The following is a 26,224-nucleotide window of genomic DNA, read 5'->3' as shown; positions in this document are numbered from 1 at the left end:
TCACAGCAACAGGTTGCCCCGCTCCTCCTCGGTCAATTGCGCCTTGGCCCGCTCATCCAGCGCCCCCGCGCCCAGCACCTGCACCGGGCTCTGGCGGTTGTACTGCGGATTAAGGCTCGCCCCGTCCTGCCCCGGCACCAGCCGCTCGCCACCGAAGCCCAGCACCTGCACGGTGATCACCGATGGCTGGCGCTGACGCGACGCGGCCTGTTGCTGGCGGCCCGCCTCCTCGGCCGCCTGGCTCGCCGACGACGCCGCGGCGCTGGCCGAAGCAATCGCCCCGGTATTCACCGCGGCCACCACCGGCATGCCCTTGGCATCGCCCTGCACCTGGATGTTGGCAGCGTTGACCACCTGCAGCGCGGCGATGTTGACGTTGCCCGACACGCGGATCCCCGCCTCGCCGGCATCGATGGTGCCCAACGGTGCGATCAGGTCGATATCCCCCGGCGCCACCTCGGCAATCGGGTTGAGCGTGGCAATGCCAGCACCGGTGCTCGGCACGCTCGGCGCCAGGCCGACGTTACCCCACAGGTCGTAGGTGCGCTTGGGCGGCGTGTACACCACGGTGGTCTTCGAGCCGCGGCCGGCGTTGATGTCGCCCTGGGCCGACCAGCCGAGGATCGAGCCGCCGAAGGTGGTCATGATCCGGCTCTGGCCGAGCAGGATGCTGCCCTGGGAGTACAGCTGGATGTCACCGCTGCCCTGGGTGATCACCCCGGCGGTGGACGGCGGCGCTTCGCCCTCGATGCCGAACACCTGCTGGCCACCTGGGGTCAGCACCTGGATGCCGCCGCCGAAATCGGTGTGGATGCCCGCGCCGCCGTAGACGGTGGCGCTGCCGTCGTAGCGGATCGGATTGCCGGCCACGTCCTTGTCCGGGAACAACGCGGCGATCGCCTGGCGACCGCGCAGGTAGCTGCCGGTACGCGGGCCGTTGACGTCGTTGTACTCGCGCCCGCCTTCACGCAGCTCGCTGAAGTAGACCTGGCGGGCGAAGATGCGCTGCTGCTCGGCGGGCAAGGCGGCAAAGTAGGCGCGGCTGTCGGCGCTGTCGCCGCTGAAGCCGAAGCGTTCGCGCAGCCAGGCCTGCAGCTCCAGGTCATAGCGCTTGAACACGTTGTCCGCCTGGCCGCTGTCGACGGGCTGCTCCGCACCGAGGTAGCGCTCGAGCAGACGCTGGTAGTCCGGGCCGGCCTTGCCGGCGCCGACGACGATGGCGATAGCCGCGCCATCGTTGCCGCCACCACTGCCATCGACCCGGCCGATACTGTTGATCGCCGCCTCCTGGTAAGCCGAGCCCACGCCCTGGCCGGACTGGAACAGGTTGCGCCCGGCGACCACCTCCAGCTGGCCGGGCCCGGCAACATTGAAGGTGCTCAGGCGAATGTCGCGCCCGGCGCTGATCAGCGAGACATCCAGGGCATCGCCATGGATAACCAGGTTGCCCGAGGAATAGACGTTACCCTGGTCCCCCGCCACCATGCCCGGCGCGCCGAAGCGCTCGACGCCCAGCGCCTTGCCGGCGTTGACGATGTCGCGCCCGGCCATCACCCGCACCGGCCCCGCGCCCTGATACAGCTTGAGCCCGGTCTGCTGGTACTCGATGATCTCGCCGGTGTTCAAGCCGACGATGTCCCCGGCCAGGGCATAGAAGCGCGCGGGTGTCTGCGGCCGCGACCCGGCCTTGTAGGTGTTCAGGCCATAGGTGAACAGCGGCGACGCATCCAGGCTCGCGGCGATATCCGCGCTCAGGTTGCTGGCCTGGTACACGTACGAGAAGTCCTGGCCAAGCATTGCCGGCCGTTGCGGCGTGGCGATGGCCGAGGTGTCGGTGCCCGACTGGCTGATCACATAGCCGCCGGCGTAGATCGACTCACCGGCGATCAGTTGCAAAGCGCTGCGCGCCGAAGGTGCGGTCATCAACGAATAGGCGGAGGTGGCGATGCCACGCTCGCTGGCCGAACTGCCGTAGTACAGGCTGCCGTTGGCCGCCGTCACCCGCAGCGCCGTCGGGTAGAACAGGCGGCCACCGTAGAGCGGCAGGTTACGGCCCGGACGCAGCTCATCGAAGTTCACCGGCGTGACATTGCCGCCCAGGGCGAGCATGTCCACGGCGGTGGTCTCGCGCCACAACGAGAACCAGCTGTTGCCCTGCCCGGCATAGCGCACACCGTTGTCGCCGAGGAAGCCGGTCATGTTGAACTGCGGCACCCGGCCCGGGTCACCGACACCCTGCACGACCAGGTCGCCGCGGCTGTTCAGGCGCACCGCGGCATCACCAGGCATGAGCGTCAGCCCCCCCAGCGCCGCGGCCTTGGTCGAGGTATACGGGTCGTAGGCGCGCGACTCGCTGCTGTCATTGAAGGCGAAGCTGCTGCCATACACCTGCCTGACCACCCCGACGCTGCCCGCCTGGACATTCAGCGCACCCCGCAGGTTGACCAGCGTGCCGCCCAGGTCGGGGGTGACCCGCGCCATCTCCAGTGCCGCGGACGCCGGGTTGATGCCACCGGCCACCCGCAGGTTCAGGTCGCCGCCGCCGGTCTGCACCAGGCGACCATCCTCGGCGATCCGGCCGCTGCCGCCGACCACCAGGTTCAGGCCCTGGCTGCGCTCGGCCTCGACGCCCGCGGTATTGCTGGCCTGCAACAGGCCGGCCGAGCCACCCACGCCGACGTCCAGGTTGCCACCCCCCAGGGTGCCGATGCCGGTGAAGCCCACCAGCCAAGGTTCGGCCACCGAGGCCTGGGGCTGCTGGGCGAAGGTGCCGAAGTTGACCCACCACGCCGCCGGGGTATCGGCACTGGTCTGGCCCTGGCGCCACAGCCAGTTGCCCACCGCGGCCGATGCCACTTGCGGCCTGGAGAGGGCGCCGCCGGTCTTGCTCGCCACCAGGTTGCCGGCAAGATCGCCCCCGGCCGCGATCCGCAGGTTGCCGCCCTGCTCCGGATACCAGGCGCGGTACAGGCTTTCGGTCAGCGCCTCATAGGGCGCGCCGGCGCTGCCGAGCACGCTGCCGTCGGCCAGCCGGCCACGGGCGAGCTGGTGCGGATCGACGCCGTCGCGCCACAGCGACGGCGCCTGGGTGCCGGCGGTGTAGACACCGAACAGCGAGTCCATGCGCCAGTCGCCGGCACTGAGCAGGTCAAGGTCGCCGGTACCGGTGCGCAACACGCTGAACATCAGGGTGTGCGGCGTGACCTCGATACGCTCGGGCTCGGTCGGCGCGTCGATCTCCACGCACCAGCCGGGGATCGAGCACAACTCCATGTCGGCGTCGGCCACCGGGGTGCCGGGCTCCATGCCATAGGTGTTGTCCGGCCCCCAGACCCAGATTTTCTTGCCCCCCAGCGTCTGGTCCACGCACCAGCCGGCGATGTCGCACAACACCAGGTCCTCGGGCGCCACCGGCGTGCCCGGCTCCATGCCGTAGGTGTTGTCGGGGCCCCACACCTTGATGGTCTTCACCGCCGGCTCGCACCAACCGGCGATGTCGCACAGCGCCAGGTCCTCGGGGGCTACCGGGGTACCGGGCTCCATGCCGTAGGTGTTGTCCGGCCCCCAGACCATGCCGGTGCCGCCAGCCCCGCCACCGCTGCGCTTCTGCTGCGCGATGTAGTGCAGGTCGGCCAGGCGCAGCACGCCGGCATCGGTGTCGGCGCGGGTGATGCGGCTGTCGGCGGCGTCCAGGTCGGCGCCGGCCACCAGGCGCATCGACCACGACTGCGAGCCTGCCGGCAACATCTGCGCCAGCGCCCAGTTGCGCCCCTGCTGGCCATTGCTTGCGGGGCGCAGCTCGATCAGGTCGACGCCTGCGGCGAGCTTGACATCGGTGCCCGCCGGCAGCCGCGAGCCAACGGCCAGGGTAAGCGCGCTGCCTTGGGTAAGGCCGCCACTGGGCAGGGCGATGCCCTTGCTCCAGATACCGCCCTGCACGGCCACGCTGACCGGCAGGCGGCTGCCGGCGTCCAGGCGCGTACCCATGCCCAGGGTGACCGCCTCGCGCAGCAGCGTGCCGGCGGCGTACAACAGGTTGCCGCCAGCGTCGCGTATCGCGGCCTCGAGTACCGTGCCCGCGGGCAGGCTCAGCGGCACCGACAGGCTCATGGCGCTGGGCAGGCGCAGGTTGGCCGGCAAGGTGGTGGCGGCGAACGGCAGGTCGAAATTGAGCAGGCTGCCTTCGGGGAACTGCGTGCCCTCGGCCAGCTCGACGCCGCTGCGCGGGATCACCAGGTCGCTGTCGAACGGCTGCTTGCCGGGCAGCAGCAACCAGCCCTTGCCGTCCATGCGCGCTTCGTCGCTGGCCAGGTCCAGCGGCATGAAACCGTCGCTGATGCTGCCATACACCTCCAGGTTGCCGCCGGCGCGCAGCACCAGGTTGCCCACCTCGCCCGAACCGTGAACGGCAGTCTTCGGCGTCAGCGGGTTGAGGCTGGCGTAGCGATGGCCGGACAGGTCCAGGTCACCCTGCACCACCAGGTCGGTGCCGGTATCGACCGTGGCGATCTCCACACCCGGGCGCAGGTGCAGGGCCTGGGCGTAGCGGGCGTTGTTCAGCCCGGCCAGGCGCACGTCGAGCAGGGCGCGGTTGCGCAGCAGGTTGTCGATGAACAGCACACTCTGGTCGTGCTTGCGGGTCAAGTAGTCCTGGTCGATGACCTGGATCGGCCGGCCACTGGCCGAAGTGCCGCCCGGCGCCGCGTCGGTGTAGCGCTGGTTGCCGACCACGGCGATGGTGCGCGCGCCGAGAATGTCCACTGGGCCACGCACGTCGATGGCGATATCGCCCGCCGTATCGCTGCCCAGGCGCGGGGCGATCAGCTCCAGGGTGCCGCGCTGGCGGCCATCGCCCTGCCCGGAGGCGGTGCCGTGGCGCAGGTCGATGCGTGCGCCGCTGGCCAAGGTCAACTGGCCCTGGCCACTGCTGAGCTCGACCACGGCGCGGTTGGGCGCATCGATGATCGCGCCGTAGCTGTCGACCCGCAGCACACTGCCATGGGCGTCAAGCAAGGCCCCGGCGCCCAGGGTCAGGCCTCGATTGGCAGCCAGGCGGATGCTGCCGACCTGCTCGCCGCTGGCATCGACATGGCCGTTGACCGTGAGCTGCCCGTTGTCCAGCGACAGGTTGATCTGCTGGGCCTTGAGCTCATCGCCGATCACCAGGTCACCCTGCTTGATCTGGAAGCTGCGCGCACCGAACACCTGGTCGCGGTTCAGGCGCTGGTTGAGGCCGGCAAAGTCGTCCAGTTGCCGGGCGCGGATATCGACCACCCCGCCCGCGTACGGGACCTGCGTGCCGGCGGCGTCGTAACGGCCACTGGCCGCGCCGAGGATCTGGCCGAGCAGTTCGATGCGCCCACCCTGCTCGCCCAGAGCAATGGCCGTCAGCCGCCCGGCGCGGTTGCTGCGGGCACTGAGGTCGATCAGCGCGCCGGCGGCCTGGTGAATGTTGCCGAACTGGCTGCCGAGCACCAGCTCGCCGCCCCAGCTGTACTGGGTCACATCATTGAAGGTCAGGGTGCGCCCGGCCAGGTCCAGCCGTGCGGCGTCACCCAGGCGCAGGTCGTCCAGCGCCTGCAGGGTCAGGCGGCCGCTGGGCAGGCTGAAGGTGCCATCGACCAGCAGTTGCCGCGCCTTCAGGCTCAGCTCGGCGCCCAGGGCCTGACGACCGCTGGCCAGGGTGCCACCGCCGCCCTGCACGCGCAGGGTGTTACCGGCCTCGATACGATTGAGCGAGCCGGCGCTGCCGGTCCACAGCGGTGTGTCCACCAGCAGGTCACCGCCGCTGTAGGCGAAGCTACCGTCGGCCTGGTAGTCACCACGGCGGTGGTGGACCAGCAGGCTGCCCTTGTGGTTGGCGCTCACCTGGTGGCTGGCGTGCAGTTCCACGCGGCTGAAGCCCAGGGTCTGGCGCGCCATGTCGGCGCTGCCATCGGGCTGGCTGTTGGCGCCGTAACCGAACTCCAGGTCCTTGACGCGGATTGCCAGCAGGCCATCGCCACTGCCGGCCCCGCCCGCGATCGGCGCGCCCGCGGCGTTGCGCGCACCGCTCCAGATCAGCCGTTCGGTGCGAATGGTCGCCTGGTCGCCGGCCTGGCCATGGCCATAAATGGCCGGCACGCCGAGCACCAGCGCCTGCAGGCGGTTCTTGCCGGTGACCGGGTCGAAGGTGTCGAGCGCCGTGGTGCCGAAGAAGTTCAGCGAGTCGGACGCCGCCAGGGTCAGGGTCTCCAGTGCCGGCACAGCCTCGGCCGGGCTGCCCTGCAGCAGACGGTCGAGCACCTGCTGGTTGAGGGTCAGGCCCTGGCCCAGCACGCCGTCCGCCAGGGCGCGAGCCAGCGCGCCGTCCGCCAGGGCGCGAGCCAGCGCGTCGGCGCTGCCGACGTTGATCCGCCCGACCGCCAGGCCCAGGTGCCGGGTCCCGAAGGCTACCCCGTCATCGAGACTGAAGGTCTTGTCGGTGGCGGCGAACAACGAGCCTTCCGAGTACAGCCGGGTGGTGCCCTGGCAACCGCCGGTGCTGCAACCGCCAATGAGGATGGAGCCCGGCGACCAGCTGCTGGTGAACTGCGACGACACCACATCCAGCCGGCCGTTGGACACCGCCAGCAAGGCACGGCCGTTGCTGTTGATGAAGTAGCCGTCATCGGCATCGAAAGGCACCGCGCCTCGGCCAAGGGTGACGATCCCGGCCCCCTGCTCGACGACGATGCTGCCACGCGGGTCGTTGTTGGTCAGGAACACTTCACCGGCCTGCAGCACCGCCCCCGAACGCAGCCAGATATCGCTGGTGCCTTCGAGGAAGGTCATCTGGTTGCCGCCCTGGCCGTAGAGTACGTTGGCGCGGCCGCCCAAGGTCAGCCGGGGTGCCTGCAAGGCATTGAGCTCGCGGGCCGACAGCACCGCGATGTTCTCGCCGCTGGCCTGGCCGGCGCCACCATCGGCCACCACCTCAAGGCCGCGGGCGCCGAACACTGCCGCGCTGCCGGCATGACCGCCTTCGGCGGCGGCGAAGTTCACCCGGCCGGCGACGCGCAAGGTACTGGCGGCCTCGTTGTTGCCCTGCACCCGCAGGTTCAGCCACTTGCCATCGGCCTCGATCGCCGCGCGCGGCACGCCCTTGGCCGAGGCATCGGCACGGGCGAAGGCGGCGTAGGAGGTTTCGTTGTACTGCGAATAGCGCCGCAACACGTCGCCCGAGGTCAGGATCACCTGGCTCGACAGCGGCTGGCGGATACCGGTGTTGGCCACCGACAGGCTGCCCGTGGTAGTCCAGGAGCCGTTGCGCATCGCCAGGCTGGCAGCGCTGCCCCCGGCCATGGCCAGGCCATTGAGCTCGACCCTGAACGCCCCCGGCAGCAGCGCAAAGCTGGCCGGCAGCAAGGTGTAGGTGCCCGCCGCCAGGCCTGGAACGCTGCCATCCAGGGTGATCTGCTGGCCGATCCCCGGCGCCGTCACGCCGGCCTCGCCGGTCACCGGCGCGTAAGGGCCGGTGAAGCTCGGCACAATGGCGTAGACCGGGTTGCTGCCCAGCGTGGGCAGGACCAGGCGGCCCTCGCCATCGAGTTGCATCAGCGGATGGTAGCGGGCGTCGGTGGAGCCGCCACGCCCGGAGACGAAGCCGGCGCCGGTCAGCGTGCCGCCTCCGGACAGGTCGATCAGCGCGTCCTGGCGGATGTCGATGGACTTGCCGTTGAGCGATACCCCATACAGGCTGTCGCCCGCCGCGCCCAGCAGCTTCACCGCCAGGCCTGCGAACAGGTAGCTCAGGCCATCCACCGTCCCGCCGTAGGGCATGACCAGCCCTGCCGCGCTGACCGAGGTGATGCTGCCCGGCAGCAGGGTGACGGACTTGGTGCCGCCCGCCTCCAGCCCCAGCGACAGCCCGCCGAGGGGCGCGCGCAGCACCCCGCCCTGCTCGACCTTGCCGGCGATCAGCGCCAACCGGCCAAACACCGAGAACGGCTGGTCGGGCGTGCCTTGCCCAGCCCTGCCGATGCGCAAGGTGGCGTCGCTGGCCGTCTCGATCTGGCCGAAGGCGCCCGTGGTCGGATAGACCTGGGCAGCGAGCAGCTCCAGGTCGGCATTGCTGCGCAGCAGGGTCCTGTCGGTGCCCTCGCCAACCTTGCCCAGCACCCGCAGGTCGCCCTGGCTGCGCAGGCTGCCCAAGGCAAAACCACGGCGGTCGAAGTCCAATGAACCACCGGCGGCCAGCGCCAGGCTGCCATGGGCGCCCAAGGTCACGGCATCGCGCAGGTCCAGAAGGTGGGCGTCGACCTGCAACAGCGCCGCGCTGTCTTGCGTCGACAGCCCGCCCTTGAGGGTCGGCCGGGTCGCCTGGTCGGCGCTGCGATGGTTGCTGCCGGCAAGCCGCACATAGGGCGCCTGCAAGTGCACACGGGCATCGCCGGCACTGCTCTGGGCCAGCACCAGCGAGCCGGTGTACAGCTGCAGGCTACGGGCCATGCGCAGGTCCAGGTCACCCTCGAAGGCCACTACACCATCGCTGAGCAGCGACAAGCTGTCGAAGCCCCCCGCAGCAACCTGAGCAACGTCGAGCTGCCCCTGGCCATAGCGCAGCGGCCCTTGCTCGGCATTGGCCGCGCCTTGGCCGAGCACCAGCTCGCGTGGTGCCTTGACGGCGTCGACCAGGCTACCGTTGAGGTAGAGACCGCTATCCAGCGCCACCTCCAGGCTGCCGCCTGCGGCACCAAGACCACCGGAAGCGGCGCTGAAGCTGCCGTTCAGGCGCAGCCCGTGGCTCGACGCCAGGCTGATGCGCCCGCCGTTGCTGGCCATGGCCAGCGGCCCCTGGCCACGGATATCCAGCGTGGCCTGGGCACCATCGGCGCGCAGGCGAGCGCCCTCGGCCATGTCCAGGAACAGGTAGGCGCCGTTGCTGATGCCCTGGTCATGGTCGATCTGCCCGCCAATGACAATGCTGCCGCCATCGTCGACCCGACCATAACGGCGACCTTGCGCATCCAGCGCGGTGAACGCCCGCCCGGACACATCGATCAGGGCCTGGTCACCCAGGCGGATCGAGCGCTGATGCGCCCCTTCCGTCACGCCGGAGTCCATGGTCGGCAACCATTGCTGCAGCAGGCTGACACTGCCGCCCCAGGCATTGAGGGTACCGTTCAGGTTCAACTGCGCGGTGCTGGTCAGGCTGATCGACTGCAAGGGGTCGACGCTGATCGTCGCGCCGCGCCCGACCTCGAGCACCGCCGCTTCACGGCTCGCCTGGTCGAAGCGGCTATCACCCGCCGCCAGGGCCAGGCTCGCGCCGGCGCGCGGTTCCAGCTTGCCGGCCACCGCGTTCTGCGCCAACAGCGGCGCCAACCCGATCAGCGCCGGATCGCCGAGCGGCCGGCTGGCGTCGAGTTGCTCCACCGGCCGGGTGACGTCGATACGGCTGCCAGCGGCCACACTCAGGCCATGGTTGCCGGTGATGGCGTAATGAGCGAAACCACGGTTGAAGAAATCTTCGGCCAGGTGCACGCCGGTCTCGCCCTGCCCGCTGCCCCCCACACTCACCCGCTCGGCGGCCACGGTCAGGGTGCCTGCGCCACTGCTGCCGTAGCCGCGCAGCTCGCCATCGAGGCGCATGCGCCCGGTGCCGCTGTTGTCCAGCGCGCTACTCTGCAAGGTCAGGTTGCCGCCACTGCCACCGAGCAGGCGGTTGCCCTCGCGGCGTACCACACCGCCGGATACGTCCAGCACGCTGCCGTTGTCCAGCAGCACATCGCCGCTGCTGCGCAGGCTCAGGCTGCCACCGTTGCGCCAGGCGCGCTCACCCGTGTCGGTGCCCTCACTGCGCAGACCGCTGACATCCAGGCGCGCCCCGGCGGCCACGCCGACCTGCGCGCGCAGCCCTGCCGGGGTGGCCAGCGCCTGGTCCTGCAGGCTGGCGAGAACACGCTGACGGAGCACATCGCCCAGGACCATCTGCCCGCCCTTGGCGGTCAGGTCGGCATTAACCTGGACCTGCGGGGCATAGAGGGTCAGGCTGCCGCCATCGGCCAGACGCACGGCATCATCGACCTCGATGCGCCGCTGGGCGGCAACGCTAAGGCCTCCCAGTTCCAGGCCGTTGAGCCAGTCGCTGTCGAGTGCCAGCTGGCCACGGCGCTGCTCGTCCAACGGTGCCTGCAGGCCGACGTCGGCGCTCTGCCCCCCGGCGCCCTGGCGTATCAGCACCTGCTGCATGACCGGGGTCAGGCTGAAGCCGAGCTCCTTGGCGTCGCTGAGGTAGCCGGGCAGCTGTTGGCCGAGCACCAGTTGCGCGCCCTGGGCCCGGGCGGTGTGCACCTGGCGATAGCCGTCGCGCCCGCGTACCGGCGCCTGCACCTGGCGCTCGTCCTGCCAGGTCTGGCCGAGCAACTGGCCGTCGAGCAGCGCGCTCTGGGTCGCCACCACCAGGCTGCCGGCGTCGCGGCCCACGGTATAACCCTGCTCGTAACGCTGGCCGGGGGCAATCAGCGGGTTGTAGAAGGTGCGGGTCTGGTCCCAGCGCGCGCTGTGCGCCTCGTAGCCGTTGTACAGGCCGGTGTAGAGCAGGTCGCCCGGGGCCTTCGACAGTTCGTAAAGGCGGCCGTCCTCACCGCGCAGCCAGCTCTGGCGGATGTAGCCGTCCTGCACCGCCAGGGTGCCGCCAGACAAGTTGATCTCGGCGCCGGCGCGGGTCACCAGGTCCTGGCCGGTGAAGGTCACCGTGCCGCCCTGGGCCATCCACTCGCCGACGCTGTGGTTGCGCGTGCCCAGGTAGCCGCCCACCTCGAGCAGGCCACCGGCGGTGTACCAGCGCTCGCTGGCGTAGCCGTTGACGCCCTTTTCCACATGCACCAGCTCACGCACGTCCACCCACACATCGCGGTTGATCAGGCCGCCCTTGTCACGGTTGCCGGCCGCGTCGCGCTGTTCGTTGCCCTGCACGTTGATCTTGATGACATTGCTTTCCATGGCGACCTTGACCCCGAGGGCCCCGGCCACGTCGATGCGCGCGCCATCGTCCACCAGGCTGCGCAGCCCGGCGCTGACGGCCACCTGGCCACCGGTGGCCAGGGTCAGGGCGCCTTCCTGGAAATGCACGGTGCCACCGCTGACCACCTCCACCCGCGACTGCTCGGGGCGGTCGATGACCTTGCTCAGGTTGTCGAAGCGGCCCGTGGCATTGTTGCCGCTGACCCCATCCACCCCCTGCCGCGAGGCCTCGCGCTGGCTGTCCAGGGCCTGACTGTCGTCGAGCAGCACGGCGGTGACGCTGCCCTTGCCGAAACTGACCGTGCCGCTGGTGTCGCTGGCCGAGTTGAGCAGGTGGATGCTGCCGCGCCGGTCCACCGCGGTGCTGGCAAGGGCCACGCCATCCTGGCGCACGGCATGGCCGGTCAGGGTGATATCACCGCCCGCCGCCTGGATCAGTCCGTTGTTGACCACGTTGCCGGCGCTGCTGCCGGGCTTAAGGCTGCTGGCGACCTCATTGCCGCGGGTGGTGGAGAAGGCGTTGGCCTGGGTGCCCCTGCCCCGGCGGATGTAGAAGTCGTCACCGGCGGCAAGCGTTGCCTGGCCCTGGGGCGTGATGATCTGGCCTTCGTTGTTCACCTCGCTGCCCAGCAGCAGCACATACCCGCCGCCTTCGGTGGAGGTGGCTGGGGCGCGGGTCTGCAGTTGCGCGCCCCGTTGCACCACGACCTTGCCGCCGGCCTGGGTGAAGGTGGCCTGGCTGCCGTTGCTGTCGACATACAGCCCGCGTTCGCGGAACTGCTCGTCGCTGACCTGCGCCGCCGCCGCCACCAGGTTGCGCACGTTGACCTGGCTGCTGCCGTTGAATACCACGCCGTTGCGGTTGAGCAGCATCACCGTGCCCTGGGCCTCGATCTGGCCGTGGATCTGGCTCGGCCGGGCGTTGGGGTCGTTGACCCGGTTGAGTACCGCCCACTGCGCCTGCTGGTCGAACTTGACCGTGGTGTCGCGGCCAACGTTGAAGGTTTCCCAGTTGAGGATCGCCTTGTCGGCGGTCTGTTCGATCAGCACCTGGGTCTTGCCGCCCACCTGGCTCTGCTGCGGCGCCTTGGCGTTCTGCCAGCCCTTGGTCAGCGGGTTCTCGTCGACCTTCAGGCCGCCCTCGCCCAGGCCGTTGGGCACGGTCTGCGGCTGCACCTGCGCCAGGGTGCGGCCGGCGGCCTGCGCCGCCTGCTGCGCGGCGATGGCGGACACGGTGTTGTCGAGGTTGCCCAGGGAGCGCTGGAACCGCTGCTGCAGGCGCTGCTGCTGGGCCAGCGGAGGTGGCGCGCCGGGCAGTTGCACGTGGCCCGCTGCCGCGCCGCCACCGGCTGCGGGCGCGGCGCCCTTGGCCGCGAACCAGGCCGAGCTGAACGGCTGCGCGGCCTGGGCCGTGCCGGACAGCAACAACAGTGCGATGGCCTGGGCCAAGGGCTTGAGCAGCATCGGCGCGTGGCCTGCAGGCTGGCGACGCCGGCGGGCGACGGTGGCGGGTAGGTCTGGCTGGTGCTGGCCGCGCGACATTGCAGGGTTCCTTGTGCAGGGTCATGGAAGGCAGGTCGGTGCGGCCGTGATGCCGCTTTGCCATAAGGCAGTCGGCCCGGGCGCGGACCGAAGCTTTGTCATGCAAAGTTCATCTGCCTGGGGTACGCGCACACGCGAAAACCGACGGTGCCGTGCCGGCCACCGTCGGTTGTCCGCCCGTTGCGGGCCTGGCGCTTCGCGTGACGCTTACAGACGGCCGATACCGTTACAGACCGAAGCGTTGGCGATGTTGGTGCCTTCGTTGTAGCCGTTGTCCAGGAACACCTTCTTGATCTCGGCGGCGTAGGCGGCCGGCAGGCTGACGAAGGAGTGCTGGGCGATGGTGGCGGCCTTGGCACCGGTGTACAGATCGTTCAGGAAGCTGCGGATGGCGGTGGCATCGGCGGCGGTCTGGTAGCACTGGCCGACTAGCAGGTTGGTGTAGCCGACGATCGGATAGCCCGAAGTCGGTACCACGCCACCGGCGTTGAAGATCGGCACCCACTTGCTTGGGTCGGCGCGGTCGGCTGCGGTGCTCGGGGCGACAGCGGTACCCAGGGCGGTGCGGGCGTTGGCGGCGGTTGGCAGTGGCGCGGTACCGGCGGCCATGGCGTTCTTGCTGACGCGGGCGACCACGGCGTTGTTGCCGGTGGCGACATAGTCAGGGCTGACGTAGCCGATGGTGCCATCGGTGGCGTTGACCGCGTTGACCACATCGGCGCTGCCGGCGACGGCTTGCCAGGTGGCCGGTTCGCTGCCGACGTTGGCGGTGGTGAAGGTGCTGCTGACCACGAAGGACGATGGGCAGGCGTCAGCCAGGAAGCGCGACAGCAGCTCGGTGGTGCCGCTGCTGCCGGAGCGGTAGATGACCTTGATCGGCGTGGCGTCGGCGGTGCCCAGCAGCTGGCCCCAGGTGGTGGTGGTACCGGAGAACACGCCGCACAGCTGGGCGCCGGTCAGTTGCAGGTTGGTCACGCCCGACTTCTTGTAGGGAATGGCAACGGAGGTGCCCACCGATGGGATCTGCACCAGCTTGCCCCAGGTGGCGGCCTTGCTGCTGTTGTAGGTCGACAGCTCCGAGGCGCTCAGGACCGAGTCGCTGCCGGCGAAGTCGACGTTGGTGCCGGCCGGCTGGTTGATCGAGGCCGCTGCGTTGGTCAGGAACGCCGTCTTGCCGCCACCACTGCCGACACCGGTGTAGCTGAAGTCGGCCGGCAGCAGGCGCGGCAGGCTCGAGGTGCCGTTGTAGAGGTTTTCCGGCAGGGTGGCGCCGCCACCGACAACAGCAGCCATGGATTGGGCCGAAGCCAGGGTAGCAGCCACCAGGGAGGCGGCGATCACAGTACGCTTAAACATGAAGCAATCTCCTATCGTCGTGTTCATACGTTGAGTGGGTCGCGCATTGCTGTGGCCACAGGCCGTATACCCTGATCCAGAGGGGCTGAGGCCTGTCCACGGGGCCAACATTCGCAGCTTGTGGTGACAGGCAAAGGAAAAAACATCGGGAGTTCGGCGGGGAAAAGCTCGGGTGTCGGCGGGCGCTTTTCGGGTGTGCGGCGGGCTGGCCATGAGCCGGCGCAGGCGGTACGGGAGGGGACGCTCCGGAGGATGGCGAATCAGGCACTCGGGAGTTGGGCCAAGGGGAGAAAAAACAGTGTGCCAGCGCCGGCCACTTCACAGTGGCCGGTTGGTCATGGCCGGACTTTCAGGGCGCGGCCACCTCGCTGGGCGATGCCAGTTGCAGGAGTTCGCTGGTATAGGTCCACTCTTCCTGGACCTTGTCGGGGTGCTCGTTCAGGCGGATGCCATAGGAGGGGATGATCTGCTTGATCTTCGCCTGCCACTCAGGCGTGGCCACCTTGTCCTTGAACACCTTGTTCAACAGGTCGAGCATGATCGGCGGCGCGGTCGAGGCGCCCGGTGAGGCGCCGAGCAGACCGGCGATGCTGCCGTCCTTGGCGGTGACCACCTCGGTACCCAGCTTCAGCACCCCGCCCAGGTTGTCGTCCTTCTTGATGATCTGCACCCGCTGCCCGGCCTGCCACAGGCGCCAGTCTTCCTTCTTCGCCTCGGGGAAGTAGGTCTGCAGCGCGGCAAAGCGGTCGTCGTCGGACTGCATCAGCTGGCCGATCAGGTATTGCACCAGGTCGAACTCGCGCACCCCGACCCGCACCATCGGCCAGGTGTTGTGCAGCGACATGCTGGCGAACAGGTCGAGCAGCGAGCCCTCCTTGAGGAACTTGGTGGAGAAGGTGGCGAACGGCCCGAACAGGATCATGCGTTTGCCATCGAGTACCCGGGTGTCCAGGTGCGGCACCGACATGGGTGGCGCGCCGGTGGCGGCGATGCCGTAGGCCTTGGCCATGTGGCGCTGGGCGATGGCCGGGTTGTCGGTGACCAGGAACGAGCCGCCCACCGGGAAGCCGGCATAGTCCTTGGCCTCGTCGATGCCCGACTTCTGCAGCAGGTGCAGCGCGGCGCCGCCGGCACCGATGAACAGGAACTTGGCGTCGGTGCTCGCGGTGCCGCCGTCCTTGAGGTTCTTGTACTCGACGTGCCAGCTGCCGTCGTCGTTACGGGTGATGTCCTGCACCTCGCTGGACAGCTTGAGGTCGAAGTTCGGCCGGGTCTGCAGGTAGCCCACGTACTGGCGGGTGATCTCGCCGAAATTGACATCGGTGCCGATCGGCGTCCAGGTGACGGCGAGCTTCTGATTGGGGGCGCGCCCTTGCATCATCAGCGGCACCCATTTGGCGATCTGCGCGTGGTCCTCGGAATACTGCATCGGCTTGAACAGCGGGCTGGCCTGCAACGCCTCGTAGCGCTTCTTGAGGAAGCGGATGTTGTCGTCGCCCCAGACGAAGCTCATGTGCGGCGTGGTATTGATGAACGAGCGCGGGTTCTTCAGCACGCCCTGCTTGACCTGCCAGGCGAGGAACTGACGGGTGACCTGGAACGACTCGTTGATCTCCACCGCCTTGCTGATGTCGATCTTGCCGTCCTTCTCCGGCGTGTAGTTGAGCTCGGCCAGCGCCGAGTGACCGGTGCCGGCGTTGTTCCAGCCGTTGGAGCTTTCCTCGGCCACCTTGTCCAGGCGCTCGACCATCTGCATCGACCAGCCCGGCTCCAGCTCGTTGAGCCACACCGCCAGGGTGGAACTCATGATGCCGCCGCCCACCAGCAGCACATCGACGCGCTTGCTGTCGGCGGCCTGGGCATGCAACCCCAGGGCCAGGGTGAGGGCCGCCAATGCCCATCTGGGCGTTTTGTAGATGTTCATGTGCTCTCCCGTTTTGGTCATTCCGTGCGCCTGGAGGACAAGCTTAGCCGAGTGTTTTGCTCAGGCATGGTCGCAGTGTTTTCTGGTCCCTTGCCCGCGACAAGGCCAGTACACCCAGTTCGATAATCGCCCGTTTTCAACCCTTCGGGATTTGACGAAACTAACCAGATAGTACAAATATCGGAGTATTCAAAAACAACAAAGCGATACCCGCCATGACACCCCGAATCCTCGTGCTCAACGGCCCCAACCTCAACCTGCTGGGTACCCGCGAACCTACCCAGTACGGCCATGAAACCCTTGCCGACCTGGCCAGCCTGTGCGCCGGCAGTGCCCGCGAACTGGGCCTGGAACTGGAGTTCCGCCAGACCAACCACGAAGGCGAGCTGCTCGACTGGATTCACGCCGCCCGTGGCCGCTGCCACGGCATCGTGATCAACCCCGCCGCCTGGACCCACACCTCGGTGGCCATCCGCGACGCCCTGGTGGCCAGTGAACTGCCGGTGATCGAAGTGCACCTGTCCAACGTGCACAAGCGCGAGCCGTTCCGTCACCTGTCGTTCGTCTCCAGCATCGCCGTGGGAGTCATCTGCGGCCTTGGCAGCCAGGGCTACCGCATGGCCCTGGGCTATTTCAGCGAGCACCTGCGCGAGCACGCGGCATGAGCACCCAAGGCATCCTCGCCGGCCTCATCGGCCGTGGCATCCAGGCCTCGCGCACACCGGCGCTGCACGAGCGCGAAGGCGACGCCCAGGCGCTGCGCTACCTGTACCGGCTGATCGACGCCGACCAGCTGGGCCTGGACGACAGCGCCCTGCCCGCGTTGCTCGACGCGGCCCAACGCACCGGGTTCAGCGGGCTCAACATCACCTTTCCGTTCAAGCAGACGATCCTGCCGTTGCTCGACGAACTGTCGGACGAGGCCCGCGGCATCGGCGCGGTGAACACCGTGGTGCTGCGCGATGGCAGGCGGGTCGGCCACAACACAGACTGCCTGGGCTTCGCCGAAGGTCTGCGCCGGGGCCTGCCCGGGGTGGCCAGACGCCGCGTGGTGCAGCTGGGCGCGGGTGGCGCGGGCGCGGCGGTGGCTCACGCACTGTTGGCCGAAGGCGTCGAGCAACTGCACGTGTTCGAGGTGGATCCGGCCCGCGCCCAGGCGCTGGTGGACAATCTCACACAGCGCTTCGGCGCGGGCCGCGCCATGCTCGGCAACGATCTGGCCGAGACCCTGGCCGGCGCCGATGGCCTGGTCAACACCACGCCCGTGGGCATGGCCAAGCTGCCGGGCACCCCATTGCCGCCGGCGTTGCTGCACGCAGGGCTTTGGGTGGCGGAGATCATCTATTTTCCGCTGGAGACCGAGCTGTTGCGCCAGGCCCGGGCCCTGGGCTGTCGCACCCTCGATGGCGGCACCATGGCAGTGTTCCAGGCGGTCAAAGCGTTCGAGCTGTTCAGTGGGCGCCCGGCGGATGCCGCGCGGATGCAGGCGCATTTCGCCAGTTTCTAGTCGCCAGGCAGCTCATCGCGGGGCAAGCCCGCTCCCATGAAAGAGGGAGCGGGCTTGCCCCGCGCTTGCATTCAGGCCTTGATGTAACGCATCACCGCCTCGCAGATTACCTGCTTGTGACGCTGCTTGACCTGCTCGTCGGACAGGTCGATCTGGAAGATGTCGCCAAAGGTATGGCGGTTGGACACCCGGTAGAAGCAGAACGAGCTCATCAGCATATGCAGGTCGATCACTTCGATGCCGGGGCGGAACACGCCCTGGGCAACGCCACGGGCGAGAATCTTGCCCAGCGCGTCGAGCACCATGCTGCTCATTTCGCGGATCACCGGCGACTGCTTGACGTACTCGCCGTAGTGGATGTTCTCGGTGCAGACAATGCGCACGAAATCGACGTTGTTGGCGTGGTGGTCGAAGGTGAACTCCACCAGGCGCTGGATCGCCTGCTCAGGCGCCAGCGAGTCAAGGTCCAGGCTGTGCTCGGTCTTGCGAATGTCGCCGTAGAGCTTGACCAGGCACTCGACGTACAACTGCTCCTTGCTGCCGAAGTAGTAGTAGATCATGCGCTTGGAGGTGGCGGTGCGCTCGGCAATGGCATCGACCCGGGCGCCCGCCAGGCCCTGCTGGACGAACTCGGTGATGGCGGCCTGGAGAATGTTCTCGCGGGTCTTTTCCGGATTGTTCTTGCGCGTCTTGCGCAGGCCTTCGACTTCAGGCTTGACGACCGAATCACTCATACCGACTCACAGGCTCGTTGTAGTAATCCGGGCGATTATCCGTGAGCCGGGCGATGCTGGGAAGCGCGGTGTTGGTCGGGTGGTCAGGTTTGGCCTAGAGGCGCCGTCGCCGGCCAAGGGCCTCGCTCACAACACCACCTTGCGCCCTGCCCCGCTGCGCGCCTTGGCCATCGCTGCCAGGCGCACCGCCACGTTGGCCGCGCCATAGCCGGCATAGCCGCCCTTGCGCTGCAGGACCTCGAAGAAGAACCGCCCTTCGAACGGCTCGGTGTACACGTGGAACAGCTCGCCGCCCTGGGCATCGCGGTCGTACAGCACGTTGTAATACGCCAGCTCGCTGAGGAACTCGTCATCGAAGTCGAAGCGCGCCGCCAGGTCGTCGTAGTAGTTCAGCGGGATTTCCAGCAACGGCACGCCGGCTTCCTTGGCCCTGGCCACCTCGCGGAAGATGTCGTCACAGTCAAAGGCGACGTGGTGCACGCCCGAGCCGCGATAACTGTCCAGGGCATGGGCGATGGCGGTGTTGCGGTTTTCCGAGATGTTCAGTGGCAGCCGCAGGGTGCCGCAGTGGCTGCGCAGGGCACGGCTCTTGACCAGGCCATAGGGGTCGGGCAACACCACCTCGTCGTCGGCGGTGAAGTCGAACAGGCTCTTGTAGAACAGCACCCAGCTGTCCAGCGCTTCGGCCGGCAACGCCAGAGCCATGTGGTCGATTCGCTTGAGGCCACCACTGGCGCGGGCTGTCGGGTCCAGGCGGAAATCGGTGTCGTAGAGGGTCTGGCCGTTGCCGTCGGGCTGCACCAGGTACAACAGGCTGCCGTCCGGTGCGCGCACCGCCGGGATCTCGCGCTCGTTGGGGCCGACCAGGCCGCGGAACGGCTGGCCACGGTAGGCCATGGCGCGCTGCAGGGCGTCCTGGCCAGCGTTGACCCGCAAGGCCGTGGCGCACAGTGACGGGCCATGAGCTTCGAAGAAGTTGTGGGCGAACGAATAAGGTTCACCATTGAGGACGATGTTGATATCGCCCTGGCGCAGCAGACGCACGGCCTTGCTGCGGTGCTCGCCGGCCTCGGCGAAGCCCAGGCGCTTGAGCCAGGCGCCCAGGCGTGCGCCGACCGCCTCGTCGACGGCGAACTCGAGGAACTCCACGCCGTCGTAGCGGCTGGCGGCCGGCGGCGCGAACAGCACGCCCGGCTCGACCGCCCGCGCCTCGCGCTCGAGCTGGCGGCGGGTCTTCTCCTCCAGGTACAGCAGCGAGCGCAGGCCATCGGCGGCGTTCTGCCGGGGTGGTGCCGCGCGGAAACCGTCATTGAAGATCTCCAGCGACAACGGGCCGCGATAGCCGCTGGCCAGGATCGGCGCCAGGAAGCCCGCCAGGTCCATTTCCCCCTGGCCGGGGAAGCAGCGGAAGTGCCGGCTCCACTCCAACACATCCATGGCCAGGATCGGCGCATCGGCCATCTGCACGAAGAAGATCTTCTCGCCAGGGATATCGCGGATGCCGCTGGGGTCGCCCCTGAGCGACAGCGTATGGAAGCTGTCGAGGATCACCCCCAGTGCCGGGTGGTCGGCCTGGCGCACCAGGTTCCACACCTGTTGCCAGGTATTGACGTGGCGCCCCCAGGCCAGGGCCTCGTAGCCGATGCGCAGGCCCCGCGCGCCGGCATGTTCGGCGAGCAGGCGCAGGTCGTCCACCAGCAACTGTTCGTCGCCCAGGGCGTCGGGCTGGACATTACTGCACACCAGCACCAGGTCGGTGCCTAGCTCCTGCATCAGGTCGAACTTGCGCTCGGCGCGGTCGAGATTCTTGCGCAGGCGGTCGCGGCGGCAGCCCTCGAAATCGCGGAACGGCTGGAACAGGGTAATGGCCAGCCCCAGGTCCGCGCACAACTGGCGCACTTCGCGGGGGCTGCCGGCGTAGTACAGCAGATCGTTCTCGAAGATCTCGACGCCGTCGAAACCGGCGGCGGCGATGGCTTCGAGCTTTTCCGGCAGGGTGCCGCTCAAGGAAACGGTGGCAATCGAACGGTGCATGGCGGGTATTCCTTGTTATTGAGTGAGGCCTGGCACGATCGATTATTCGCAGGTAAAGTCGCCCCGGCAACGAACTTTGTACGGAACAGTTAGTTTTTGTTCGATTACCGAACAAAACCCGTTCCAGCGAATTGCGTCACCCACCCCCGTGAACAACCATGAACACCAGTCGCAGGCCCGCCGCCCCTTCCCGCCGCCACGCCGGTCGTTCGGCGGAACCTGCGCTGCAATACCCAACGTCACCACATAATAAGTTCAAGAAAACGGGTACCGACCTATGCACACCTTGCTCGCCCTGCGATCCGCGCCGCCTCGTTCGTCTTCTCCACACAGCCCCTGCCCGCGCCTCAAGCGCTGACCAATCCGGCCCCTGACAAGAACAACGGAGACAACATGGCCCGCTCAAGTTCCCAAGCCAAGAAAGCCACCGCCAGCGGATGGATCGGCTCTGCCCTCGAGTACTACGACTTCTTCATCTACGCCCAGGCCGCGGCGCTGATCTTCCCGCAGATCTTCTTCCCGTCCGCCGACCCGAAGATGGCCATCATCGCCTCGCTGGCCACCTACGGCGTGGGTTACCTGGCGCGCCCGGTGGGCGCCTTCGTGCTTGGCCACTGGGGCGATACCCGCGGGCGCAAGAACGTGCTGCTGCTGTGCATGTTCCTCATGGGTCTTTCGACCATGGCCGTAGGCCTGCTGCCGACCTACCACGATGTCGGCCTACTCGCCCCGGCACTGCTGGTCCTGCTGCGCCTGGTCCAGGGCTTCGCCGTGGCCGGCGAGATCTCCGGCGCCAGCTCGATGATCATGGAGCACGCGCCGTTCGGCCGGCGTGGTTACTACGCCAGCTACACCCTGCAAGGGGTGCAGGCCGGCCAGGTGATGGCCGCCGCGGTGTTCCTGCCACTGGCCTACTTCATGCCCAGCGAGGCCTTCAACGACTGGGGCTGGCGCATTCCGTTCCTGATGAGCGCGCTGGTGCTGGTGGCTGGCTTCATCATCCGCAAGGAGGTGCACGAGACCCCGGCCTTCGTTAGGGAAGAGAAACAGGACAAGGTGGCCAAGTCGCCGATCAGCGAGGCCTTCCGCCACAGCTGGAAGCACATGGTGCTGGTGATGTTCATGGCACTGATGAACGTGATCCCGGTGGTCGCCACCATCTTCGGCGCGGCCTACGCGGTGCAGCCGGCCTACGGCATCGGCTTTGACAAGAGCGTGTACCTGTGGATCCCGGTGGTGGGCAACATCGTCGCGGTGCTGGTGATCCCCTTCGTCGGCAACCTCAGCGACAGGATCGGCCGGCGCCCGACCATGATCGCCGGTTGCCTGGGCTCGGGCCTGCTGGCGTTCGTCTACCTGTATGCGATCAGCATCCAGAACGTGCCGCTGGCCTTCGCCGCCTCGATCATCATGTGGGGCATGGTCTACCAGGGCTACAACGCGGTGTTCCCAAGCTTCTACCCAGAGCTGTTCCACACCCGCTACCGGGTCTCGGCCATGGCCATCGCGCAGAACCTCGGCACCATGATCACTGCCATGCTGCCGGCGTTGTTCGCCGCAGTCGCGCCGCCGGGCTCGGACAATATCCCGCTGGTGGTCGGCGGGCTGGCGTTCCTCATTACCTGCGTGTGCGCGCTGGCCGCCTACCTGGCACCGGAAACCCACCGGCTGGCTATGGAAGACCTGGGCAACCCGCAGGCACGACCCATGGCGCGGGAAGCCTATGAAGCGAGCCGCAAGGGCAGCTTGAAAGCGTTCGGTCACTGACCGTCAACAGCCGTTCCGAACATGGTGTTAGGTTTCCCGTACGGGCCTCATCGCCGGCAAGCCGGCTCCCACAGCGATTGCGCATACCCTCTGGGAGCCGGCTTGCCGGCGATGCGCCGCGCGAGCGGTGCTCTATCTCCAGGGCCGCAACACGTCCGTCGAACAGGTGCCGATCAGAGAATCGACAACGGGTACTCGACGATCACCCGTACCTCGTCCAGGTCCGACTCGAAGGCTGTCGCCCGGGTGGTGGCCTGGCGCACGCGCAGTGCCAGGTCTTTGGCCGCGCCGGTCTGCACCACGTACTTGACCTCGATGTCGCGCTCCCAGCGCTTCTGGTCGGTGAGCGGGTCGCCGTTGCCGTCGCGGCGCATGTAGTAGGCGTTGGCATGGCTGTAGTCGGCGTCGCTGCCACGGCCATAGCGGGTCATGAACGACAGCCCCGGCACACCGTAGGCGGCCATGTTCAAGTCGTAGCGCAGCATCCATGAGCGCTCTTTCGGCGAGTTGAAGTCGCTGTACTGGATGGAATTGTCGAGGAAGATCGAATCGGACTGGCGCAGGTAGTCGAAGTCGTCGTCGCCGTTGTTGCGCTGGTGGGTCAGGGCCAGGGTATGGGCGCCGTAGCGCACGCCGAGCTTGGCGCTCCAGATGTCGTTGTCGAACTGGCCCAGGCGCTGACGCCCTTCGTCCCTGGCGTTGTAGAAATTGAACCCGCCGATCAGCGCCAGCTCATCCGACAACGGCCAGGTCACGCTGGTGCCGGCGTAGTACTGGTTCCACACATCCTTCAAGCGACTGCCGAACAGGCTGACGCTGACGTTTTCGTTGATCGCGTAGTCGCCACCGCCGTAGGCGATCCACGGCGAATCCACCGGGCCGCCGTAGAACGTCACGAAGTTGTCGCGCAAGTCGCTGGACACCGGCTGGCTCATGGCGTGCAGACGCCCGGCCTGCAGCGTCAGGCCTTGCACACTGGTGTTCTCCAGGGTCACGCCGCGAAAACTTTCCGGCAACAGCCGCGAGTCGCCGGCCGCCACCACCGGGTTGACCGGGAACACATCGCCCACCCGCAGCACGGTGTCGAACAGGCGCACCTTGGCCGCACCGCCGAGCTTGGTGTATTCGTCGCGAGCCTGGCCATCGCGGTCCACCGGCAGCACGTCGAACGAGCTGCGCCCACCGTTGCGCCCGCCACCGGTGTCGAGCTTGAGCCCGAGCATGGCGAAGGCGTCCACCCCGACGCCCACCGTGCCTTGGGTGAAGCCGGACTCGAAGCGGGTGATCACGGCATGGGCCCAGGCTTCGGAGTAGCCGTTGCCGCTGTCCTTGCCGCTGTTGTAGGTGGGGGCCGGGCCATCGCGATGGTCGCGATTGAAATAGTAATTGCGGTTGAGCACGCTCAGGCGGCTGCCCTCGATGAACCCTTCCTTCTGCTCTTCTGCGGCCCAGGCCGCCGGGCCGAAGCCGGTCAGCGCCACCAGGGCGGCCAGGGAAAGTGTCGGATTGCTCTTCATCCACTGCTCCTTCGATTGCGGCTGTTCTTGTTGTCAGGCCCTGGCGCTGGAGCCTCCCTGGTCTGGCCAGATGCGCACGCACCCAGCCCCATTGGCCGAGCCTGATGCTCGCTGCTGGCGGATAACGGGAAGGTGATGGGGGCATTACAATCGTGTCATGCGCAGCGGGGGGAGCTGCGTGCGCGCCCAGCTTTCAGATCTGTAACCCGGCCGTCATGCCCCTGTTGGCCGGGCATCGCTAGCGTGGTCTGCGAAACGAACTTTTCGGAGGCACGACCATGCTACGACCGACCCTCACCGCCGCCCTGCTGGCGCTTTCCCTCTCGACCCAGGCCAGCGGCTTTTCCAGGCTGGACAGTGAACAGCTGCTGGCGGACCACCAGCAGGCCGTGGCGGCCTATGCGGCCAAGCGGGCGAAGCCCATGCCGGAGATCGTCGACTACCGCTATGGCATGAAGCTCGACGTTGCCCGCCTCGTGCGCCAATCGGGCGACCCGCGCACCTGCGAGGTGGTGCCACGGCTGATGACCTTCGAAGACAGCCAGGGCACCTTGCGCACCGTGCGCTACGCGGTGCAGTCGCAGTGCATCAACAACAAGTAGTTCAGCCGCGCAGCCCGTCCACCAGTTGCAGGCTGTTGCGCCCGCTGCGCTTGGAGGCGTACAGCAGCACGTCGCCTTGCTCGATCAACGCCGCCAGGCTGGCCGGCGGGCGGTCGAACAGATTGGCGCCGATGCTCAGGGTCACCGCCTCGGGGGTGCGGAACGCCTGTTCGGCGGTGCCCTGGAACTGCTGACGCAGGGCCTCGGCCAGGCGCTGGATGGCTTCGCGCGAAGCCCCGGCCAGGAGGATCACGAACTCGTCGCCGCCCAGCCGTGCGGCGATCGCCCGCTCCGGCAGCATGGCCCGGATCATCTCGCTCAAGGCCACCAGCAGGCGGTCGCCGGCGGCATGCCCATGCAGGTCGTTGACCAGCTTGAAGTGGTCGATGTCGATCAGCAGCAAGGCCCCGGGGTTTGCCGGGGAAACCTCGTTGAACAGGTTCGCCGCGCGCATTTCCAGGGCACGGCGGTTGTACAGCGCGGTCAGCGGATCGCGCGCGGCCAGGCGCTCGATGCGCTCCTCGCGGCGGTAGCGCACGGTGCCGGTCATCGACAGGGCAATCAGCATGATCGCCATGGCCCCTTCCACCAGCGACACCTGGATGATCTGCCCGCGAAACGCGGTCAGGTCGATCAGTGTCCCCGGCAGCAGCGCCGGCAGCGTCTTGGCCAGGTAGAACAGCCCGTGCAGCAGCAGGATGCAGCGCAGCTGCACCGCACCGACACTGAACGACTTGCCGTGCGGGCGCAACAATGCGCTGGCGTACAGGGTGAACGCGGCGACCAGCAGCGAGTTGGTCACCAGGAAGGTCTTCGACCAGTTGGGCCACTGCGGCAGCAGCAACAGGCTCAGCCAGGCCAGCGGGGCCAGGTAGCAGAGCCGTGACAGGCGGGTTTCGGTAAAGCGTGACACCCCCAGCAGGAATAGCCAGTGGGCAGCCACCAGCATGCCGTTGGCGAACCAGATACCGATGAACAGATATCCGCTGCCACGCAGCAAGGCGAGCGAGGAACCGACGCTGATGGTGGCGAAGCTGGCGCTCCAGCAAAGCAGCGAGGACTCGCGCACGCTGCGCCACTCCACGGCCAGATAAAGCGCGGCGGCCGCGGCCAGCGCGATGGTGAGGGTCAGCATGGTGGAAGCGTCGAACGCCATGGGTGGAAGTGGCCTGTATCTGGGTTACCGTTCAGAACGGTGATTGTATGCGTTCAAGGGCCATTGCACAGGCATAAATGATATCCAAATGATGGCGCTCGGACGACCAACCAATTCATCCGAATACTCGACGACAGTCACCTGTCATTGCCCGGAGAGGAAACTCACCAGCTGTCGCCCGTGCGAGCTGAGCGCCTCCCAGCTACGGAAACAGATACGCAGTTCCAGGGTCGCCCAACGCTCCTCAAGCGCCACACGGCGCACCGCCAGCTCCTGCTCGGCGCGCAGCGCCGCCGTTTCCGGCAGCATGGCGATACCCGCGTGCTGGGCCACCAGTTGGGCGATGGCTTCGAAGCTGGGCGCGCGCACCCGCACCTTCAGCGGCATGGCCAGGTTCATCGCCAGCTCCTCGACAAAGCGCTGCATGGCACGCTCGGCGGGCAGGCAGACGAAGGGAAAGCCCAGCGCGTCCGCCAGGCGCAGCTGGCCGCCCCCGGCCAACGGGTGATCGAGCGGCACCAGCAGCACCAGGCGCTCGGTGCGAAACGGCAGCGACACCACGCCCTCGTTGACCAGGTTGCCGTCGTACACGCCGATCTCGCACTCCCCGGCCAGCACCACCCGCAGCACATCGATGCTCTTGTGCTCGACCAGTTGCAGGTCCACCTCCGGGTAGTCGGCCAGGAACGGCCCGAGCACGGCCGGCAACAGGGTGCTGTTGGTCACGGTGGACGCCGCCAGGTGCAGGGTGATGCGCCGCTGGCCGGCGAGTTCGCGCAGCGTGTCCTGCAGCTTCTGCGCCTCGCCCAGCACGCCCCGCGCCGACTCCAGCACCAGGCGCCCGGCCGGGGTCAGCTGCATACCGTCGGCCTTGCGCAGGAACAGGGTCAACCCGCTGCGCGCTTCGAACAGGCGCAGGCGGGTGCTGGCGGCCGATACCGCCACCGGGAAGGTGGCCGCCGCCTTGCTCAGGCTACCGGTGGCGGCAATGGCGGCGAGCAGCCGCAGGTCGGCCAGGTCGAAGTGCATCAGGGCTTCTCCAAATCAGAACGCCATGTTCGAGAAAAAGCGATTCTAGCGCGGGTGTGTTCTGCGCAGA

Annotated in this window: 12 protein-coding genes; 4 read left to right on the top strand and 8 right to left on the bottom strand. The window is 67.8% G+C overall.

Annotated elements, in window-relative coordinates; all coding sequences use genetic code 11:
* The 3 genes from ACZ9C1_RS03515 to mqo form a co-directional block, all read right to left on the bottom strand.
* Window positions 1-12,528: a filamentous haemagglutinin family protein gene (locus ACZ9C1_RS03515; RefSeq protein ID WP_476253597.1), complete on the bottom strand. Its 12,528-nt coding sequence runs from the start codon at window positions 12,526-12,528 to the stop codon at window positions 1-3.
* 207 nt (window positions 12,529-12,735) lie between these two features.
* Window positions 12,736-13,884 (bottom strand): substrate-binding domain-containing protein, encoded by a 1,149-nt coding sequence (locus ACZ9C1_RS03510; protein WP_102683759.1) that lies wholly within the window; start codon window positions 13,882-13,884, stop codon window positions 12,736-12,738.
* Between the two features lie 349 nt (window positions 13,885-14,233).
* Window positions 14,234-15,808, bottom strand: coding sequence for a malate dehydrogenase (quinone) (gene mqo / locus ACZ9C1_RS03505; RefSeq protein WP_476253596.1), 1,575 nt, complete (start codon window positions 15,806-15,808; stop codon window positions 14,234-14,236).
* Between the two features lie 215 nt (window positions 15,809-16,023).
* Here mqo and aroQ point away from each other — a divergent pair, with 215 nt between their 5' ends.
* Together aroQ and ACZ9C1_RS03495 are read left to right on the top strand one after the other, a co-directional pair.
* The gene (aroQ, locus tag ACZ9C1_RS03500; RefSeq protein ID WP_110701615.1) at window positions 16,024-16,473 is read left to right on the top strand and encodes a type II 3-dehydroquinate dehydratase; all 450 of its coding nucleotides are present in this window, start codon (window positions 16,024-16,026) and stop codon (window positions 16,471-16,473) included.
* On the top strand, window positions 16,470-17,315 hold the full coding sequence (locus ACZ9C1_RS03495) for a shikimate dehydrogenase (protein ID WP_476253595.1): 846 nt from the start codon (window positions 16,470-16,472) through the stop codon (window positions 17,313-17,315). The genes aroQ and ACZ9C1_RS03495 overlap by 4 nt, the downstream gene beginning before the upstream one ends.
* A 71-nt stretch (window positions 17,316-17,386) precedes the next feature.
* Here the strand turns inward: ACZ9C1_RS03495 and ACZ9C1_RS03490 are convergent, their stop codons facing one another.
* Window positions 17,387-18,049 (bottom strand): TetR/AcrR family transcriptional regulator, encoded by a 663-nt coding sequence (locus tag ACZ9C1_RS03490; RefSeq protein WP_102683763.1) that lies wholly within the window; start codon window positions 18,047-18,049, stop codon window positions 17,387-17,389.
* Window positions 18,050-18,175: 126 nt separating this feature from the next.
* On the bottom strand, window positions 18,176-20,083 hold the full coding sequence (gene quiC, locus ACZ9C1_RS03485) for a 3-dehydroshikimate dehydratase QuiC (RefSeq protein ID WP_214501846.1): 1,908 nt from the start codon (window positions 20,081-20,083) through the stop codon (window positions 18,176-18,178).
* 393 nt (window positions 20,084-20,476) lie between these two features.
* On the opposite strand from quiC, the gene ACZ9C1_RS03480 reads away from it, so the two are divergent.
* Window positions 20,477-21,850: an MFS transporter gene (locus tag ACZ9C1_RS03480; RefSeq protein WP_102683765.1), complete on the top strand. Its 1,374-nt coding sequence runs from the start codon at window positions 20,477-20,479 to the stop codon at window positions 21,848-21,850.
* Between the two features lie 173 nt (window positions 21,851-22,023).
* Here the strand turns inward: ACZ9C1_RS03480 and ACZ9C1_RS03475 are convergent, their stop codons facing one another.
* Complete coding sequence (locus ACZ9C1_RS03475; protein WP_476253594.1) at window positions 22,024-23,367, bottom strand: OprD family porin; 1,344 nt, start codon at window positions 23,365-23,367, stop codon at window positions 22,024-22,026.
* Window positions 23,368-23,645: 278 nt separating this feature from the next.
* Between ACZ9C1_RS03475 and ACZ9C1_RS03470 the strand changes: the two genes are divergently transcribed.
* On the top strand, window positions 23,646-23,969 hold the full coding sequence (locus ACZ9C1_RS03470; RefSeq protein WP_046856021.1) for a DUF2790 domain-containing protein: 324 nt from the start codon (window positions 23,646-23,648) through the stop codon (window positions 23,967-23,969).
* A 1-nt stretch (window position 23,970) separates the two neighbouring features.
* Here ACZ9C1_RS03470 and ACZ9C1_RS03465 read toward each other — a convergent pair whose 3' ends face one another.
* Both ACZ9C1_RS03465 and ACZ9C1_RS03460 read right to left on the bottom strand, forming a co-directional pair.
* Window positions 23,971-25,125 (bottom strand): GGDEF domain-containing protein, encoded by a 1,155-nt coding sequence (locus ACZ9C1_RS03465; RefSeq protein ID WP_476253593.1) that lies wholly within the window; start codon window positions 25,123-25,125, stop codon window positions 23,971-23,973.
* Window positions 25,126-25,269: 144 nt separating this feature from the next.
* Window positions 25,270-26,154 carry a LysR substrate-binding domain-containing protein gene (locus ACZ9C1_RS03460; RefSeq protein WP_476253592.1) on the bottom strand — a complete coding sequence of 295 codons (885 nt, stop codon included), beginning with the start codon at window positions 26,152-26,154 and terminating at the stop codon, window positions 25,270-25,272.
* Window positions 26,155-26,224 lie beyond the last annotated feature (70 nt).

This window comes from Pseudomonas sp. TE21435 (genome assembly GCF_056279265.1).
This window is presented reverse-complemented; position numbering and strand designations above follow the sequence as displayed.